The sequence below is a fragment of the Advenella mandrilli genome (assembly GCF_016595155.1).
Lineage (GTDB): Bacteria > Pseudomonadota > Gammaproteobacteria > Burkholderiales > Burkholderiaceae_B > Advenella > Advenella mandrilli.
Genome location: NZ_JAENGP010000019.1, coordinates 15662 through 28400, shown reverse-complemented (window position 1 = coordinate 28400; position 12739 = coordinate 15662). Strand labels below are relative to the sequence as shown.

The window sequence follows — 12739 nt, the reverse complement described above, 5'->3', positions numbered from 1 at the left end:
CCCTACTCAGAACAACAGTATTTAGCGTTTTGGACGATTATCTATCACCCGTTTGGCTTTTCCTTCGGAACGCAAGAGCGTGCCGGGCAACGTAACATTAACGATTGTGCTGATCCCGACAATGCTTTTTATATGATGCGCCAGTTCTTTGGCCGAAAAATTCCGGGCATTTTCATCTTCGGCACCGGGCTGGCATTCCACATTGATCGTCATGCTATCCATACGCGAGCTGCTTCTGTTCAGTTCAATCTGGAAATGGGGAGCCAGGCCATGGCATTTCAGAATCTGTTCTTCGATCTGGGTAGGAAAGACATTGACCCCGCGCAGAATAATCATGTCATCACTGCGACCGGTAATTTTTTCCATACGGCGCATAGTACGTGCCGTACCGGGCAGAAGGCGGGTCAGGTCGCGGGTGCGGTAGCGGATAATTGGCAAACCTTCTTTGGTCAGGGTCGTAAAGACCAGTTCTCCTTCTTCCCCATCGGGTAAAACCTCACCGGTTTCAGGATTAATGATTTCAGGATAAAAATGGTCTTCCCAGATATGCAGGCCATCTTTGGTTTCCACGCATTCATTGGCAACACCGGGACCCATGACTTCAGACAGGCCGTAAATATCAACAGCATGCATATCAAAGGCCTGTTCAATTTCCTGGCGCATGGCATTGGTCCAGGGTTCTGCGCCAAAAATGCCAATGGCCAAGGATGATTCGCGTGGATCCAGCCCCTGACGATGGAACTCATCAAGAATGGAAAGCATGTATGACGGCGTAACCATAATGATGCGGGGTTTGAAGTCTTGAATAAGTGATACCTGGCGTTCGGTCATGCCACCGGAAATAGGCACTACCGTGCAACCCAGTTTCTCGGCACCATAATGCGCCCCCAGACCCCCAGTAAACAGGCCATAGCCGTAGGCGTTATGCAGAACATCACCGGGCCGGCCACCGGCGGCGCGAATGGAGCGGGCTACCAGGCTTGCCCAAACCTCAATATCATTATGGGTATAACCCACAACCACCGGTTTGCCAGTCGTGCCGGAAGAGGCGTGGATGCGTGCGAGTTTGTTTTGAGGTACGGAAAACATGCCAAAAGGATAGGTATCCCGAAGGTCTGTTTTTTGGGTAAAAGGGAATTTGGCCAGATCTGACAGGGTTTTCAGATCGGATGGATGAACACCGGCTTTATCAAAATGTGCTTTGTAAAAAGGCGAGTTTTCATAAGCATGATTAAGTGTCCATTGCATGCGTTGCAATTGCAGGGCGGACAGCTCATCGCGGGATGCTATTTCGATAGGGTCCAGGTCTTCTTTTCTGGGGGTCAGGTTTTCCATTTTTGTTTCCTCTAGCTTTATGTTTCTTTATCGTTTTTTTGACGATGGATTAGTCAAGATTGTGTACTGGGCAATAAGGTGCCTTTAATCGTGCGGGCATGACCGCGAAATTCTGCGATATGTTTGCCGTTCTGGTTGCGAATAACGACGTCATAAAGCCCGCTGCGTCCCTGTTTGCTGATTTCACGGGCGTATGCTGTCAATTCGTCGCTTTCAAATGCCGGCTCCAGGTAGGTGATTGAGCAATGCTGGGCAACGGTGCGCTGATTATAAGTATTGCAGGCAAAAGCAAAACAAGTATCCGCAAGGGTAAAAATATAGCCGCCATGACATGTGCCGTGGCCATTAAGCATGTGGGACTTGATGCGCATGCGCATGCTGGCTTTGCCGGCTTCAACGTCAAGCAGCTGCATGCCTAAATGCTGGGTGGCAAGATCGTCTTGCCACATGGCGTTGGCGCAGTCCTGGGCAAGGGTGGGGGAAAGGGTGTGATCGGACATGTTTATTTTCCTTTGAAAACGGCAGGACGTTTTTCCAGAAAAGCACTGACACCCTCGGCATAATCTTCGCTGCATCCGGCCTGGCGTTGCAGGTCGCGTTCCAGGTCAAGTTGTTGATCTAATGTATTGACTGAGGCGGTCTGGATCGCTTGTTTGATTAGCCCTTGCCCGAAAGTAGGGCCTTGAGCCAGTTGGCGGGCAAGTTCAGTGGCTCTGGCTTGTAATTGATCATCTTCAAGGACCTGCCAAATCAATCCCCAGTTGGCCGCAGTGCTCGCCTCAAGGGGGGCTGCCGTCAATGCCAGCGCTTTGGCACGGGCTTCACCCAATAAATGGGGAAGCAGCCAGGTGCCGCCTGAGTCTGGAACCAGGCCAATTTTGGTAAAGGCCTGGATGAAACGGGCGGAACGGGCTGCCAGCACAATATCGCAAGCCAATGCCAGGTTGGCGCCAGCGCCAGCCGCCACCCCGTTGACAGCGCAGATAACCGGCTTGGACAAAGCACGTATTTGACGGATCAGGGGGTTGTAATACTGTTCAATGGTTTCACCCAGATCTGGCGTGGTATTGCTGGCAGCGGGGTCTTGTTCAGCCAGATCCTGGCCGGCACAAAACCCCCGGCCAGCACCCGTTAGCAAGATGGCCCGAACGGCAGGGTCTTGTGCTGCCTGCGTTAATGCTGCACGGAATGCCAGGTGCATATCGACATTAAACGAATTTAATTTATCGGGACGGTTCAGGGTGAGATGCAATACATTTTCTTCAAGCTTTATTGCAACACTTTCATGTGACTGAAGTGCCATGTTGTCTCCTTTACTAAGGTTTATTTATTTGGGATTTTTTGTTTTCCCGGATTTTTTTTGCAATTAATGTTCGACACTATTGCATAAACCGGCCGGTTGGTCAATAATGTATTGAAAATAATTTCATACAGGAAAATCAGGAATGTCCAGTTTATTTGAAAAGCATCGTTCTACGCTGGAAACAGCGCTTGAGGTTATTAGGCATCGCGGGTTCTGGTCTGCTTATCCGGAAATGCCCAGTACCCGTTTTTATGGGGAACAAGCCAAAGAAGAGGGGCAGCAGGCCTATGATGCCCTCTTGAACAAAGATTTCAGCTTGCCCGGTTATCCCGAACAGGGCCGGGCCGGAAATGAACAATCCCCTTATGGTGTGGCATTGGGCATACGCTATCCGGTTGCCAGTGCAGAAACGTTGCTGAAGCAGTCACAGGAGGCCGGTAAAGTCTGGGCCAATACGCCCCTGGACGTGCGCATGGGGATTTGTCTGGAAATTCTTGCGCGTCTTAATAGCATGAGCTTTGAAATAGCCAATGCCGTTATGCATACTTCCGGACAGGCTTTCCCAATGGCCTTTCAGGCGGGTGGGCCGAATGCACAAGACAGGGCTCTGGAAGCATTGGCTTACGCCTGGGCGGAAATGAGTCAGATTCCCGGACAGACCGACTGGGTCAAGCCACAGGGCAGGGCAGGTGATCTGGTTCTGGAAAAGCATTGGCGCATTATTCCACGCGGTGTCTCGGTGCTAATTGGCTGCCAGACATTTCCAACCTGGAATAGCTATTCGGCATTTTTTGCCAATCTGGTGACCGGCAATACGGTTATTGCCAAGCCGCACCCATCAGCCATCCTGCCTATGGCCATCACGGTACGGGTAGCCCGCGAAGTGTTGTCTGAACAGGGCTTGCCCGCAGATGTCGTGTTATTGGCTGCTGAAGATGACGGCATGGGCATGGCCAAGCAACTGGCCTTGCACCCTGACGTGGCGCTGATTGACTACACGGGTGCAACCGCTTTTGGGCAGTGGCTGCGTACGCAGGCGGCTACTCCGCTGGTGTATACCGAAGAGGCCGGTGTGAACAGTATTGTGCTGGGTTCAACCGATGACTTTGAAGCCATGTGCCAGAACATCGCTTTTTCCCTGACGCTGTATAGCGGACAAATGTGTACCACACCGCAAAACCTGTTTGTGCCGCGTGACGGTGTTTTGGTTAACGGTGAACGCAAGACGTTTGATGAAGTGACGGCCGGTATATCCAATGCGGTGGATGCCTTGCTGGCTGATCCTGTGCGGGCAGTCATGGTTACGGGGGCTATTGCTAACGAGGCTACGCTGGAACGTGTTGCAGCCATGCGTGGAGCCGGACGCCTGATCCGCGATTCAGCGGCCTTGCCTGGCATGGAACAGGTACGTACGGCAACACCCTTGATTCAGGCATTGGATGCCAGTGATGAAAATATTTACGGTGCCGAATGCTTTGGCCCAGTTTCTTTTGTGATTGCCGTGGACGATGTGGAAGAGGGCATACGTCGTGCCACGCAGCTGGCACGTACTAAAGGGGCGATTACAGGGGCTATTTATGAAACCGATGAAAAGCGTCTGGCCCAGGCGGTTGATGCGTTTGCCCAAGCGGGTGTGAACCTGTCCGTTAATTTGGTGGGTGGGATTTTTGTTAATCAAAGTGCCGCTTTCAGTGACTTTCATGGTACGGGTGCCAATCCGGCAGGCAATTGCTGCTTTGCTGACTCGGCGTTTGTGGCTAACCGGTTCAGAGTGGCGATGTGGCGTCGCCTTAAAAAATAATTAAGCTGTATTTGTTTCCGGCAAGTGCCACTTAAGCACAAGCCGGAAAATATTTAAATGTCTGAAAATAAACAGGAGACAAAAAATGAGTCATAACAAAACAGGAAAAACTGGACGTAAATGGGCAGGCTTGCTTGCCGCTTTATGTTTTGCAACAGGCGTACAGGCAGAAATCCGTATTGGTTCCACGGTTTCAGCGACGGGGTTTGCTTCTTATCTGGGAGAACCCGAAGCGCAAACCCTGAAAATGCTGGTGGATGACATTAATGCCAAAGGCGGTGTGCTGGGCAAGCAGCTTAAACTGGTTGCTTATGATGATGCCGGAGATGCCAATAAAGCGCGTACCTTTGCCACCCGCCTGATAGAAGACGACGAAGTGGTTGCCATTATAGGAGGCACCACAACCGGTGCAACAATGGCTATTATGCCCACCGTACAGGAAGAGGGGATACCTTTTGTTTCTCTTGCCGGTGCCATTGAAGTTATCCAGCCGGTACGCTCCCATACCTTCAAGACGCCGCATACAGACCGCATGGCCTGCGCCAAGATTTTTGAAGATATGAAAAAGCGGGAACTGTTAAAAGTGGGCCTGATATCGGGTTCAGATAGTTTTGGTGCCTCCATGCGCAAGCAGTGTCTGGATATCGTGGGTGATTATGGAATTGCCGTAGTGGGCGATGAAGTCTTTGGCCCCACTGATGCAGACATGACCCCCCAATTGACCAACTTGCGTAATAAAAAGGGGGTTCAAACCATTCTTAGCCTGGGACTGGGGTCGGGGCCTGCCATTATTACCCGGAATTATGCGCAGCTGGCCATTGATTTGCCGTTGTACCAGTCGCATGGGGTGGCATCGGATGCCTTTATTAAACTGGCGGGCACCAAAGAGGCGGAGGGCGTGCGTTTGCCGGGAACCCCCTTGTTGGTTGCCGAGTTGCTGGCAGAAGATGACCCGCAGCGGGAAGTGGCGTTGCGCTATAAACAACAATATGAAAGCATGGCTGGCAAGCCGGTTTCCACGTTTGGCGGATATGCGCATGATGCCTTGTATCTGGTTGTGGATGCCATAGAGCGAGCCGGAAAGCCAGAGCCTGCTGCCATTCGGGATGCGTTGGAAAACACAAAGGGCCTGGTGGGTACTACCGGTACTTATACCATGTCGGCCAAAGATCATCTGGGTTTGGATCTGAGTGCTTTCCGGATGCTGGAAATCCAGGACGGTAACTGGAAGCTCATCGAGTAACGCCATTTTTTGTGGAGGCGCATGCCTCCACTCATCATTACGACCAGATGAAATTCCGGAGACATATATGTCTGAGTTCATGCAGTTTTTGCTGTCCGGGCTAACCGTTGGCGCCGTTTATGCGCTGGTAGCCCTGGGTTTTACTATTATTTATAACGCCTCCGACGTGGCCAACTTTGCCCAAGGTGAGTTTGTCATGCTGGGCGGCATGATTACGGCCTCTGCCTATGCGGCCGGTGCCCCCTTGTTATTGGCGGCAACCCTGGCTATTGTGCTAACGGCAGTTATTGGCATACTTTTAAACAAGCTGGCCATTGAGCCGGCCCGTGGTGCACCCGTGGCCAGCCTGATTATTATTACGATTGGAGCATCTATTTTTATTCGCGGGTTAACGCAGATATTGCTGGATAAAGAGCTCCATCGTTTTCCCGCCTTTTCCGGCAATGATCCTATTCATGTGCTGGGCGCAACCATCCTGCCCCAGAGTTTATGGGTGATTGCCGGGGCGTTGCTGGTGTTTGTGGCGTTATGGCTGTTTTTTACCCGCACCTTAACGGGGCGGGCAGTGCTGGCAACCGCCAATAACCGTATCGCTGCTTTACTGGTGGGTATTAATACCCGCTATATCATGGCCTTGTCTTTTGCCCTGTCTGCCGCGATTGGCGCCTTGGCCGGTATTTTGATTACACCGATTACCCTGACAAGCTATGACATTGGCATGACGCTGGCACTGAAGGGGTTTGCTGCGGCTATGCTGGGCGGAATGGGAAATCCCAAAGGGGCATTGGCGGGTGGCATGTTGCTGGGTTTGCTCGAAGCGTTGACAGCAGGTTATATCAGTTCACAGTATAAGGATGCGGCAGCATTCGTGGTAATTCTGGGCGTGCTGTTTTTCATGCCTCAGGGTATGTTTGGCCGTAAAGTTGCCGAGAGGGTTTAAATAATGAAAAGACTTTCTTCCAAACAAGTTACGTTGCTGGTGTTGTTGGTGCTAATTGCGCTGGCCCCCTTGTTTTTTCCTTCCTCCTATTATTTGCGCATTGGTTCCCTGGTGTTTGTTAATAGTCTGTCGGTGATCAGTATTGTGATCTTGACGGGGTATGTCGGGCAGATCAGTCTGGGACATGCCGGTTTTATCGGGATCGGGGCCTATGCCTGCGCCCTGGCACCGGTTCATCTTAATGTTTCTGTATTAAGCGCTTGCGTGCTGGGGGCGGTTGTTTCCGGTGCCGTAGCCTGGGTGGTGGGACGACCCATCCTGCGTTTGCGCGGTTACTACCTGTCTGTCGCCACCTTGGGGTTTGGCATGCTGATCTTTATGGTGCTGAACAACGAGGCCTGGCTAACCGGCGGACCTGATGGCATGGTGGTGGCTGATCCCGGGATCAGGGCATTGCTTAAAAGCTGGGGAATCTCGCTCAGCAATGCCGAGTTCTGGTATGCCTTCAATGGACTTGTTCTGCTAATAGGCGTCTGGATGGCCCTGAACTTGAAGCATAGTGCGACCGGTCGTGCCTTGCATGCCTTGCATGGCTCAGAGATAGCGGCACGTACCGTTGGTATTGATGTGGCGCGATTCAAATTGCGCGGGTTTGTTATTTCTGCCGTTTATGCATCGGTAGCTGGTTCTTTACTGGCCATGCAAAACCGTTTTGTCACACCCGATGTGGCGGGTTTCATGCATTCGGTTGAAATTGTTACCATGGCGGTATTGGGTGGGGCGGCTTCAGTGGTTGGGGCGATTCTGGGGGCGACCCTGTTGACAGCGTTGCCACAGATACTGACGTTTTTACAGGAATATGAACAGATTGTTCTGGGCTTGATCATGATGCTGGTGATGATTTTTCTGCGCGGTGGCGTATTACCCAGTCTGGTACGTATGGTACGGGGGAGAGGTTGATGAGTCTGCTTGACGTAAAAGGAGTGAGCATTTCATTTGGTGGCGTGCGGGCTGTGCAGGATGTCAGCTTTTCGGTTGATGAGGGCAAGATTGTTTCGGTCATCGGCCCCAATGGTGCCGGTAAAACCTCTTTGTTCAATATGCTGTCCGGGGTTTATAGCCCGCAACAGGGTGAGGTTCGCCTGGCGGGTGAGCTGGTGACAGGGATGCCCTCACATTTGCTGGCTCGTCGTGGCTTGTCAAGAACGTTTCAGAACCTGCAGATATTTTCTGCAATGACCGTGCTTGAAAATGTCGCGACAGGCTTTCATTTGCAGGAAAATGGTTCGCTACTGGCTGATTTGTTGGGCTTTCCTTCTGCACGACGTCGTACGAAACGCTCAGAAGAACAGTCTATGGTGCTGCTTAAAGCAGTAGGGCTTGAGCGGGCGGCTGATTTTGAAGCCGGGTCCCTGTCTTATGGCGCGTTAAAACGTCTGGAAATTGCCAGGGCACTGGCTTTGCAACCACGGCTTTTATTGCTGGATGAACCGGCTGCCGGCTGCAATGCGGTAGAAACCGAAGAAATTGAAAAGCTGGTGGCGGAAGTGGCCAAAAGCGGAACCGCCATTTTATTGGTTGAGCACGATATGAAAATGGTGATGCGTATTTCTAGTCATATTGTCGTGCTGGATCATGGTGAAAAAATTGCGGAAGGTACACCCGCCGAGGTCGTCAGTCATCCGCGGGTTATCGAGGCTTATCTGGGGGTAGCCGCTACAGAGGAGGCAACACGTTATGCTGAGTGTTAATCAGTTACGCTCAAGTTATGGGCGGATAGAAGTGTTACATGGCGTGAGCCTGGAAATTAGCGCCGGTGAAATTGTGGTGGTGATTGGTGCCAATGGTGCGGGTAAAACAACGTTGTTGCACTGTTTGTCTGGTGTTCAACCCATACAGGACGGTAATATTATCTTTCGCGGAGAAAGTTTTAACACCGTACCTGCTTACCAGCGCGTCAAACACGGCTTGGCACAGGTACCAGAAGGCCGGCAGATTTTCACCAGCCTGAGTGTCGAGGAAAACCTGCGCCTGGGCGCTTACCTGTATATGGATGAGAAAGTAGATCGTGATATGGAAGATGCCTTTAACATGTTTCCCATATTACGTGAAAAACGTAACTTGCCAGCAGGCGGTTTGTCGGGTGGACAGCAGCAGATGCTGGCTATTGCCAGAGCCTTGCTAAGCCGGCCGTCCTGCCTGTTGCTTGATGAACCCAGCATGGGGCTGGCACCCATTCTGGTGGCACAGATTTTTGATGTGGTCAAAAACCTGAAAAGCCTGGATGTCACGGTTTTGCTGGTTGAACAGAATGCCTTTGGTGCTTTGTCAATTGCCGACCGTGGTTATGTGATGGAAACCGGAAACATCACGTTGTCGGGGGATGCGCAAGCGTTAATTGTTGATCCTCGCATCCGTTCGGCTTATCTGGGTTTGTAAATTAAGAGATGTCTCATGCCTGAAGAAGTTGATACGCTAATTACCCAATTGTTGCACTGTGCCCCACTGAAGGCAGCTGCTTTTATTGTCACGTTATATGGTGATGTGGTGGAGCCGCGTGGGGGCGTATTGTGGATGGGCAATGTGATAGAAACCTGTGCGATGGCAGGAATCAGTGAAAACCTGGTGCGTACGGCGGTGTCGCGTCTGGTGGCGGCAGGACAGCTGGCGGGTGAACGCGTAGGCCGACGCAGTTTTTATCGTCTGACGCCGGTTGCCCGTACTGAGTTCGCTTATGCCGCCAGGGTGCTGTATACCTCACAGGCTGACCAGCAATGGCGACTGGTTTATCTGGATGGAGAAAATGCGGATGCCCTTATGCGCAGCCTGAAAAGGCTGGGCTATGCCGCGTTAAATCCCAGGTTGGCACTTGGCCCTGATGGTGTACCCTTGCCGCCAGGGGCGCTGGTCTGGACAGCGGACGTCATGCAAGGTCATACACAAATGCGCAGCTTTGCGGCTGCGCACTGGGACCTGCCTGTTTATGCCGATGCCTTCCAGGCGTTTATCAAAAGTTTTCAGCCGGTTGAAGGCTTGTTGGCGCAATTGGCTCCTGAAGCGGCCTTAACCATTCGTTTATTGATGGTGCATCAATATCGTTATGTTGCATTGCGGGCGCCGCATTTGCCCCGTGAAGCCTTGCCAGAAAACTGGGAAGGACATGTGGCCAGATCTTTGTTTGCCCGTTTGTATCTGGCCTTATCCAATAAGGCTGACGCTTATGTGGCCAGCCAGTTTGTGGATACCGATGGCGTTTTAATTAAGCAGGGGCAATCTTTACAGCAGCGGCTGGTGTGTTTATCGCAACTGATTTGATTTTTTTATCGGCAAACATTACATTTTAATGGTAAATACTTATTGAATCGTAATGTTTTAAATGGCTTAATAATGTCTTATATGTGACCGTCCGGTCGGTTGTTTAATGTAGGGTGTAGCGTTTAAAACAGAGGTGAAATTTATGTATGCACAGGTAATTGATACAGGTAGTGATCGTGTACGCTCAATAGGAGAGATGCCCGAAGAAGAAAAAGCCTTTATGGCACGTATTGAAAAAGGGGAAAAAATAGAGCCCAAAGACTGGATGCCAGAGGCCTATCGCAAAACGCTGATTCGCCAGATTGGCCAGCATGCCCACTCAGAGGTAGTGGGGCAATTGCCCGAAGGGAACTGGATTACCCGTGCCCCAACTCTGGAACGCAAGGCGATTTTGCTGGCCAAGGTTCAGGACGAGGCCGGCCATGGCCTGTATCTGTATAGCGCCGCTGAAACATTGGGTATCAGCCGTGATGAAATGACTGAACTGCTTCATGCCGGAAAGATGAAATATTCGTCTATTTTCAATTATCCCACCCTGAACTGGGCGGATATTGGCGCAGTTGGCTGGCTGGTGGATGGTGCGGCCATCATGAATCAGGTGGCTTTGCAGCGCACGTCTTATGGGCCTTACAGCCGTGCCATGATCCGTATCTGCAAGGAAGAAAGCTTTCATCAGCGCCAGGGTTATGACCTGCTTATCAAAATGTGCCAGGGCAGCCCTGAGCAAAAAGCAATGGCGCAAGATGCCATGAACCGGTTCTGGTATCCGGCCTTAATGATGTTTGGCCCGTCTGATAAAGACTCGGTGCATTCAGAGCAGTCCATGGCCTGGAAAATCAAGATTAATACGAATGATGAATTGCGCCAGAAGTTTGTGGATCAGACCGTGCCACAAGCGAAATACCTGGGCTTGACCATTCCTGATGAGAATCTGGTCTGGAATGAAGAACGGGGTGCCCATGATTTTACCCAGCCAGACTGGAACGAGTTTTTTGACGTGATTGCCGGTAATGGGCCTTGTAATAAAGACCGCATGGCAGCCCGGGTCAATGCCTGGAAAGACGGAGCATGGTTTCGCGAAGGCCTGGCGGCTCATGCGAAAAAATTGCCCTTGCGTAAACAGGCTGTCTAAAACAGTCATGGGCAAAGCCCGCTTTGCAAAGCGGGGCAAGTTTGGATATTTAGTCACAATCAATTAAATAAGGAGGACATCTCATGTCTCAAGAATGGCCTTTATGGGAAATTTTTATTCGTGGTCAACATGGGTTAAGTCACCGTCATGTAGGCAGCCTGCATGCACCTGATGCAGAAATGGCAATTAATAATGCGCGTGATGTGTATACCCGTCGTAATGAAGGGGTTAGTATTTGGGCGGTCAAGTCTGAAGAGGTGGTGGCCAGTGCACCCTCCAAACGAGGCCCCTTGTTTGAACCTTCAAACGCCAAGGTTTATCGGCATCCCACATTTTTTAAAATTCCCAAGGAAGTGGGGAGTATGTAATGAAAACAGCGCATTCAGATACGTCAACGGCCTTGCAGCAAATGTTATTGCGAATGGGCGATAGCACCTTGGTGCTGGGACACCGCATTTCAGAATGGTGCGGTCATGCACCGGTGCTGGAAGAAGATATTGCCATGGCCAACATTGCCCTTGATTTCATTGGGCAAACCCAGTTTTGGCTGGCGCTGGCGGCAGAGCTTGAAGCAGAAGGAAAAACCGCCGATCAGCTGGCCTATTTACGGGATTGTGCGCAATTTCGTAATTTGCTCCTGGCAGAGCAGCCGAATGGTGATTATGCCCATACCATCGTCAGGCAGTTTTTATTTGATGCCTGGCATTTTCTGCAATTACAGGCCTTAACGCAGTCTACCAATGCCAGCGTTGCCGAAATTGCCGCCAAAGCGATCAAAGAGGTAAGTTATCATCTTGAGCGCAGTAGTGATTTACTGGTTCGCCTGGGTGATGGCACGCCCGAAAGTCATACCCGCATGCAGTCAGCGCTTGATAATTTGTGGGCCTATACCGGAGAAATGTTTGTGGGCGACGAGCATGACATTGCGCTGGCTAATGCAGGTGTTGCACCCTTGCCGGAAAGTTTGCGTGATGACTGGCTGGCATGTGTGCAGGAAGTCATGGAACAGGCCACCCTTACGTTACCGGATAATCCTTTCATGCATAAAGGGGGTAAACAGGGACGACACACCGAGTATTTGGGACACCTTCTGGCGCAAATGCAATTTTTACAGCGCGCCTATCCTGGCTGTGCGTGGTGATGTCCATGAACACTTTATCCCGACCAGAGCTGGATCAGGTCTGGCAATGGCTGGATGCCGTGCCAGACCCTGAGATTCCGGTTATTTCATTGGTAGACCTGGGTATTATCCGCAAGTTGTATTACGAGGGCGAAACGCTGGTAGTGCTGGTTACGCCCACTTATTCAGGCTGTCCGGCCACGTCAGTCATTAATGCGGATATTGAAGCGGCATTGCGTGCCCATGGCATCGAAAAGCTGCGGCTGGAACGCCAGCTGTCACCTCCCTGGAGTACCGACTGGATTAGTGAGCAGGGGCGGAAAAAGTTGCGGGACTATGGTATTGCACCACCTGTTACCGAGGAAAGTCCGGGTGCAGGTACACGTATCTGGTTACGGACAGAAAATAACCTAACGGTTGCCTGCCCGCGCTGTGGCTCCACTAACACAACAAAAGTCAGTCAGTTTGGTTCAACACCTTGTAAAGCCAATTATCGCTGTCAGGATTGTTTGGAACCATTTGATTATTTTAAATGTATTTAATCACCATC

General features: G+C 51.1%; 14 protein-coding genes. 11 read left to right on the top strand and 3 right to left on the bottom strand.

The features are described from left to right. Positions 1–21: 21 nt before the first annotated feature. Genes paaK through paaG form a run of 3 tightly spaced genes read right to left on the bottom strand, consistent with a single transcriptional unit; the run spans position 22 to position 2638 of the window. Entirely contained in the window at positions 22–1335 is a 1314-nt protein-coding gene (gene paaK, locus JHL22_RS14450; RefSeq protein ID WP_200239007.1) for a phenylacetate--CoA ligase PaaK, read from the bottom strand. Between the two features lie 53 nt (positions 1336–1388). After that, positions 1389–1835, bottom strand: a complete 447-nt coding sequence (gene paaI, locus JHL22_RS14445; protein WP_200239004.1) for a hydroxyphenylacetyl-CoA thioesterase PaaI — start codon at positions 1833–1835, stop codon at positions 1389–1391. A gap of 2 nt (positions 1836–1837) precedes the next feature. After that, positions 1838–2638 carry a 2-(1,2-epoxy-1,2-dihydrophenyl)acetyl-CoA isomerase PaaG gene (gene paaG / locus JHL22_RS14440; protein ID WP_200239001.1) on the bottom strand — a complete coding sequence of 267 codons (801 nt, stop codon included), beginning with the start codon at positions 2636–2638 and terminating at the stop codon, positions 1838–1840. A 142-nt stretch (positions 2639–2780) separates the two neighbouring features. Here paaG and paaN point away from each other — a divergent pair, with 142 nt between their 5' ends. The 11 genes from paaN to paaD all read left to right on the top strand — a co-directional run bounded on the left by paaN (position 2781) and on the right by paaD (position 12731). After that, the gene (gene paaN, locus JHL22_RS14435; protein WP_200238998.1) at positions 2781–4439 is read left to right on the top strand and encodes a phenylacetic acid degradation protein PaaN; all 1659 of its coding nucleotides are present in this window, start codon (positions 2781–2783) and stop codon (positions 4437–4439) included. 85 nt (positions 4440–4524) lie between these two features. Continuing rightward, on the top strand, positions 4525–5682 hold the full coding sequence (locus JHL22_RS14430) for an ABC transporter substrate-binding protein (protein WP_200238994.1): 1158 nt from the start codon (positions 4525–4527) through the stop codon (positions 5680–5682). A 67-nt stretch (positions 5683–5749) separates the two neighbouring features. After that, complete coding sequence (locus JHL22_RS14425) at positions 5750–6622, top strand: branched-chain amino acid ABC transporter permease (protein WP_200238991.1); 873 nt, start codon at positions 5750–5752, stop codon at positions 6620–6622. A 3-nt stretch (positions 6623–6625) separates the two neighbouring features. Then, complete coding sequence (locus tag JHL22_RS14420) at positions 6626–7582, top strand: branched-chain amino acid ABC transporter permease (protein WP_200238989.1); 957 nt, start codon at positions 6626–6628, stop codon at positions 7580–7582. Next, complete coding sequence (locus JHL22_RS14415; RefSeq protein WP_200238986.1) at positions 7582–8373, top strand: ABC transporter ATP-binding protein; 792 nt, start codon at positions 7582–7584, stop codon at positions 8371–8373. The genes JHL22_RS14420 and JHL22_RS14415 overlap by 1 nt, the downstream gene beginning before the upstream one ends. Beyond that, the gene (locus JHL22_RS14410) at positions 8360–9061 is read left to right on the top strand and encodes an ABC transporter ATP-binding protein (RefSeq protein ID WP_200238983.1); all 702 of its coding nucleotides are present in this window, start codon (positions 8360–8362) and stop codon (positions 9059–9061) included. The genes JHL22_RS14415 and JHL22_RS14410 overlap by 14 nt, the downstream gene beginning before the upstream one ends. 15 nt (positions 9062–9076) lie before the next feature. Beyond that, positions 9077–9937, top strand: a complete 861-nt coding sequence (locus tag JHL22_RS14405; RefSeq protein ID WP_200238981.1) for a PaaX family transcriptional regulator C-terminal domain-containing protein — start codon at positions 9077–9079, stop codon at positions 9935–9937. A 142-nt stretch (positions 9938–10079) separates the two neighbouring features. Then, positions 10080–11069, top strand: a complete 990-nt coding sequence (gene paaA, locus JHL22_RS14400) for a 1,2-phenylacetyl-CoA epoxidase subunit PaaA (RefSeq protein WP_200238978.1) — start codon at positions 10080–10082, stop codon at positions 11067–11069. A gap of 83 nt (positions 11070–11152) precedes the next feature. After that, positions 11153–11437 (top strand): 1,2-phenylacetyl-CoA epoxidase subunit PaaB, encoded by a 285-nt coding sequence (paaB, locus tag JHL22_RS14395; RefSeq protein WP_200238975.1) that lies wholly within the window; start codon positions 11153–11155, stop codon positions 11435–11437. Next, complete coding sequence (gene paaC / locus JHL22_RS14390) at positions 11437–12210, top strand: 1,2-phenylacetyl-CoA epoxidase subunit PaaC (protein ID WP_200238972.1); 774 nt, start codon at positions 11437–11439, stop codon at positions 12208–12210. The genes paaB and paaC overlap by 1 nt, the downstream gene beginning before the upstream one ends. Positions 12211–12215: 5 nt before the next feature. Beyond that, positions 12216–12731, top strand: a complete 516-nt coding sequence (gene paaD / locus JHL22_RS14385) for a 1,2-phenylacetyl-CoA epoxidase subunit PaaD (protein ID WP_329610673.1) — start codon at positions 12216–12218, stop codon at positions 12729–12731. The last annotated feature ends 8 nt before the right edge of the window (positions 12732–12739 follow it).

What these genes read in the sequence shown, in the direction of transcription:
- paaK (WP_200239007.1), bottom strand. Translation starts at nt 1,335, where the DNA reads ATGGAAAACCTGACCCCCAGAAAAGAAGACCTGGACCCTATCGAAATA.
- paaI (WP_200239004.1), bottom strand. Translation starts at nt 1,835, where the DNA reads ATGTCCGATCACACCCTTTCCCCCACCCTTGCCCAGGACTGCGCCAAC.
- paaG (WP_200239001.1), bottom strand. Translation starts at nt 2,638, where the DNA reads ATGGCACTTCAGTCACATGAAAGTGTTGCAATAAAGCTTGAAGAAAAT.
- paaN (WP_200238998.1), top strand. Translation starts at nt 2,781, where the DNA reads ATGTCCAGTTTATTTGAAAAGCATCGTTCTACGCTGGAAACAGCGCTT.
- JHL22_RS14430 (WP_200238994.1), top strand. Translation starts at nt 4,525, where the DNA reads ATGAGTCATAACAAAACAGGAAAAACTGGACGTAAATGGGCAGGCTTG.
- JHL22_RS14425 (WP_200238991.1), top strand. Translation starts at nt 5,750, where the DNA reads ATGTCTGAGTTCATGCAGTTTTTGCTGTCCGGGCTAACCGTTGGCGCC.
- JHL22_RS14420 (WP_200238989.1), top strand. Translation starts at nt 6,626, where the DNA reads ATGAAAAGACTTTCTTCCAAACAAGTTACGTTGCTGGTGTTGTTGGTG.
- JHL22_RS14415 (WP_200238986.1), top strand. Translation starts at nt 7,582, where the DNA reads ATGAGTCTGCTTGACGTAAAAGGAGTGAGCATTTCATTTGGTGGCGTG.
- JHL22_RS14410 (WP_200238983.1), top strand. Translation starts at nt 8,360, where the DNA reads ATGCTGAGTGTTAATCAGTTACGCTCAAGTTATGGGCGGATAGAAGTG.
- JHL22_RS14405 (WP_200238981.1), top strand. Translation starts at nt 9,077, where the DNA reads ATGCCTGAAGAAGTTGATACGCTAATTACCCAATTGTTGCACTGTGCC.
- paaA (WP_200238978.1), top strand. Translation starts at nt 10,080, where the DNA reads ATGTATGCACAGGTAATTGATACAGGTAGTGATCGTGTACGCTCAATA.
- paaB (WP_200238975.1), top strand. Translation starts at nt 11,153, where the DNA reads ATGTCTCAAGAATGGCCTTTATGGGAAATTTTTATTCGTGGTCAACAT.
- paaC (WP_200238972.1), top strand. Translation starts at nt 11,437, where the DNA reads ATGAAAACAGCGCATTCAGATACGTCAACGGCCTTGCAGCAAATGTTA.
- paaD (WP_329610673.1), top strand. Translation starts at nt 12,216, where the DNA reads ATGAACACTTTATCCCGACCAGAGCTGGATCAGGTCTGGCAATGGCTG.